The following is a 3,857-nucleotide window of genomic DNA, read 5'->3' on the forward strand; positions in this document are numbered from 1 at the left end:
GACAAGATGATCGAGATCAAGATCTCCTACGACACCGATCCGGAGAAGGCGTTGGAGAACTGCCGGTTCTGGGCGCCGCTGTCGCTGTCGGCGGAGCAGAAGCACTCGATCGACGATCCGATGGAGATGGAGGCGGCGGCCGATGCGTTGCCGATCGAGCAGGTCGCCCGGCGGTGGATCGTGGCGTCGGATCCGGACGAGGCGGTCGAGCAGGTCGCAGCCTATGTGAAGGCCGGGCTGAATCATCTGGTGTTCCATGCGCCGGGGCACGATCAGCGGCGGTTCCTGGAGTTGTTCGAGCGTGATCTGGCGCCGCGCCTGCGTGCGCTGGCCTGACCCGGCTGACGCCGCAGGTGTGCCCTTGGGGTGGTCAAGGCCGCCCGAAAGGCACACCGGCGGCTGACGCCTAGTCGACGCGGACGTCGTCGGCGGTGATCGTGAAACTCATCAGGTCCGCGCCGACGGTCAGGGGGCCGTCGTAGGTCTCGCGGGTACGCTCGACCAGGACCTCGTCGGTGACGCCGGGTACGCGGCCGGGGATGCCGTTGACGATGTGGCTGTAGACGGCCATCTTCGGTGCGGTTTCGGTGAAGATCTCTCCGGCCTGCCTCGGATTGGTGTGGTGGGCGTAGACGCTCGGCAGAGCCGCGGGATCCTCGAATTCGGCCACCTCGTGGATCAGGACGTCCACGCCCGTGCCGTAGCGGACGACGTTGTCCACCGGCACGGTATCGCCGCTGATCAGGACCGACCTCCCGGCGTAGTCGACGCGGTACCCCACCGCCGGACGGATGGCATCGGCGGGATCGTGCCGCACCTCGAACATGGTGACCTGCACCCCGTCCCGATCGAAAACGATTCCGTCGCGGTCGAACTCGTGCGGGACGATCGTGGTGGTGGTGCGATCGACCTCGCCGTCCGCGACGCGGACGTCGATGTCGTTGCGGAACGTCCGGGCCAGCCCGTCGGTGATGTTCTTCACGCCCGTCGGTCCGTACACGTCGAACGTGCCCTCGCGACCGCCGAAGGCGGGAATGAACCCGGTCAGCCACAGGTCGTCCAGGCCGTTGACGTGATCGGAATGGAAGTGGGTGAGGAACACGCCGTCGATCTGCCCGAGCGGAACGCCCGCCTGGTTCAGGCGTACCGTCGCGCCGCGACCGGCGTCGAACACCAGGTTCAGACCGTTCGCCTGAACCAGGGTCGACATGCCGTAGCGGGTGGTGCTCGGGACAGGACTACCCGTGCCCAGCAACGTCACTCGCATCTCGCCCTCGGCGACCGGCGCGGCCGCGGGGTGCGGGGCGTCGTCGGCGGAGACGCCACCGGTCGCCGCGACGGACGCGGAGCCGGCGGGCTCGGACGACGAACAGGCCGCGACCGCGAAGCAGAGCGCGCCCGCCGCGAGGGCCGCCGCTGCTCGCCTGCCGAGACGTGAGTGCGGAACAGTCTTCGTCATCGTTCACCTTTCGTCTTCGGCACGAGCCGTCCGGATCGCCGACGGCACCACCCACAAGATGTACGCAATGCGTACGTACGATTCACTATGCGTACATCATGATGTGGTATGGGTCACACGAAAGTCAAACGCCCTGCGGGGCCGCAGTGGATGCCGAGCGAAATCGGGTGCGCAGTCGCGCTGCAGATCAGGCGGTCCTGCCGCGCAGCGTCTCGGACGGGCTCACCCCGTACTTGCGCCGGTACGCGGCCGCGAACCGACCGGTGTGCATGATTCCCCAGCGATACGCGACATCCGAAACAGTTGCGGTGCACTCGCTCACGGACAGATCTGCATGGACACGCTCGAGCCGGACGTCGGCGAGGTACTCCATCGGTGTCATGCCGACGCACTCGCGGAACCCCTGCTGGATGCGACGGACACTGACGCCGACGAGTTCGGCCATGTCTACGGCGGTCCATTGACGCGCCGGATCCTGCTGGATCGCGTCCATCACCCGCTTGACGGTCCGCGGTCGTGCTCCGACCGGGCAGTCGCCGTCGTCCGGTGCGGCGGCGAGCACGAGTGCTGTCGTGACGGCGCGGCACAGCTGCTCGGCCACCTGGTCGCTGCGCAGCAGGGCGTTGTCCCGCAGCGACTCGTCGGCGATCGCACGCACCAGGCGCAACCAGTCGGCCCCCGCGCCGGACCGCAGATCCAGCTGCGCGGGCAGCCGCCTGCCGGGGCGGGGGAGCAGGCGGTCCATCTCGCGCTGCACGTAGTCGCGGTCGATCTTGAACCCGATGATCTCGCACGAACTGCTCCACCGGGTGATGACGGTCGGAGTGTCGGGCGGGCAGACCGTCGCCAGCCCGGGAGCCGACACGACCTCGTCGCGGCCGACGGCGGTGACGAGGTGACCGGTCAGGGGAATTTTGATGCCGTACGCGCCGGGGTGCTCGGAGCGGATCGACACGTCCACGCCGAAGCCGATCCTCGCCAGCCGCGAGGCGCCGAGCTGGGTAGATTCCAGTGACGTGCGGGCTGCGGGCCCACGGCCGAGAAGCGTCAGCTGGTGCGGGAAGTACGCCTGGGACACCACATCGTGCACTTCGTCCCAGTCCGTGAAGCCGCGGCTCTCCGGTGCTCGCATTCGCCCCTCCAACCCTCCCAACTGGTGCTGTGCCGGTGTGTGGGCAACTCCCCACGCTAGCACCGTACTGTGACGACGGTCACGTGCCGTCCAGTCGATTCGAGCCCGCTTCGCAATGCGGATCGGCCCTTCGCAACGCGGATCGACGGGGTGTGATCCGGGTCATACGTTGGTCCTCGTTCCGGATCGACCCGCAACCGCACAGCGTGCAGAAAGGCGGTCTCCCCATGGACCAGCGAGAACTTCGCAACATCTTCGGCCAGTTCGCCAGCGGGGTCACGGTGGTCACGTGTGCCAACGCCGAGGGCACCCCGCACGGGGCCACGGTCACCGCCTTCACTGCCGTCTCGCTGGAGCCGAGGCTGTGCCAGGTGACGCTGACGCGGACGTCGAAGGCGTGCGGCTACCTCAGCGACGCGCCGTTCGCCGTGAACATCCTGGCGGCCGACCAGCTCTCCACCGCACTGCATTTCGCCGGCAGGCCGCAGGCGGCCGCGCCGGCATGGGACGACACCGGGATCGCACCCGCCCTGCCCGGCAACGCGGCCACCCTGCTCTGCCGACCGTGGGCCGAGTACGACGGCGGCGACCACGTCATCTTCGTCGGCGAGATCGTCGACGCCTCTGTCGACGCCGCGAAGGACCCGCTCCTGTTCTTCCGCAGCACCTTCCACGACCTCGGGGACCGATCCGGCTCGACCGCGTGGAACGGGTGCCTCGACGATCCGCACAGCGGATGGTTCGACGCCACAGCAACATTCACTCCACTGCCTGCGCAGCTCGCCCGCGCTGCCTCCTGATCCCACTCCCGCCTCTCTCGAAGGGAAGAACATGACCATCACCGAAGCAGCCCCCGCTACCGGCACCGTCGACCGGTCGAAGGTGAACGTCGCCGCAGACCACCCGGCCAATCAGCAGAAGAACTTCGCCACGCGGCCCATGACCGGCGACGAGTACATCGCGTCGATCGACGACGGCCGCGAGATCTACCTGCACGGTGAGCGTGTCAAGGACTTCACCAACCACCCCGCGTTCCGCAACTCCATCCGCATGACCGCACGCTTGTACGACGCGCTGCACACCGGCGAGCATGTCGGCACCCTCACCGCCCCTACCGACACCGGCAACGGCGGGGTGACCATGCCGTTCTTCCGCACCCCGAAGTCCGCGGACGACCTGCGAGCCGACCGCGACGCCATCGCCACCTGGGCGCGACTGACGTACGGCTGGATGGGCCGGTCCCCCGACTACAAGGCCTCCTTCCTC

The 3,857-nt window shown here is 68.1% G+C and carries 5 protein-coding genes; 3 read left to right on the forward strand and 2 right to left on the reverse strand.

Features of this window, described 5'->3' with window-relative positions:
* On the forward strand, positions 1-336 hold a 336-nt coding region (locus QYS60_RS25630), incomplete at its 5' end, for an LLM class flavin-dependent oxidoreductase (RefSeq protein ID WP_371384648.1).
* A gap of 70 nt (positions 337-406) precedes the next feature.
* On the opposite strand, the gene QYS60_RS25635 is transcribed toward QYS60_RS25630, so the two are convergent.
* A complete protein-coding gene (locus QYS60_RS25635) occupies positions 407-1,459 on the reverse strand; it encodes an MBL fold metallo-hydrolase (RefSeq protein ID WP_371384650.1) in 1,053 nt (350 codons plus the stop codon).
* Positions 1,460-1,646: 187 nt separating this feature from the next.
* Positions 1,647-2,591 (reverse strand): AraC family transcriptional regulator, encoded by a 945-nt coding sequence (locus QYS60_RS25640; protein WP_371384652.1) that lies wholly within the window; start codon positions 2,589-2,591, stop codon positions 1,647-1,649.
* A 227-nt stretch (positions 2,592-2,818) separates the two neighbouring features.
* On the opposite strand from QYS60_RS25640, the gene QYS60_RS25645 reads away from it, so the two are divergent.
* Both QYS60_RS25645 and QYS60_RS25650 read left to right on the forward strand, forming a co-directional pair.
* Positions 2,819-3,391 carry a flavin reductase family protein gene (locus QYS60_RS25645; RefSeq protein WP_371384654.1) on the forward strand — a complete coding sequence of 191 codons (573 nt, stop codon included), beginning with the start codon at positions 2,819-2,821 and terminating at the stop codon, positions 3,389-3,391.
* Positions 3,392-3,422: 31 nt separating this feature from the next.
* Positions 3,423-3,857: 4-hydroxyphenylacetate 3-hydroxylase N-terminal domain-containing protein (locus tag QYS60_RS25650; protein ID WP_371384655.1), on the forward strand; the 435-nt coding region annotated here is incomplete at its 3' end.

The sequence above is a fragment of the Rhodococcus sp. GXMU-t2271 genome (assembly GCF_041414735.1).
Lineage (GTDB): Bacteria > Actinomycetota > Actinomycetes > Mycobacteriales > Mycobacteriaceae > Rhodococcus > Rhodococcus indonesiensis.

Bases quoted from the DNA above. Each gene is read 5' to 3' on its own strand.
- QYS60_RS25635 (WP_371384650.1), bottom strand. From the start codon at position 1,459: ATGACGAAGACTGTTCCGCACTCACGTCTCGGCAGGCGAGCAGCGGCG.
- QYS60_RS25640 (WP_371384652.1), bottom strand. From the start codon at position 2,591: ATGCGAGCACCGGAGAGCCGCGGCTTCACGGACTGGGACGAAGTGCAC.
- QYS60_RS25645 (WP_371384654.1), top strand. From the start codon at position 2,819: ATGGACCAGCGAGAACTTCGCAACATCTTCGGCCAGTTCGCCAGCGGG.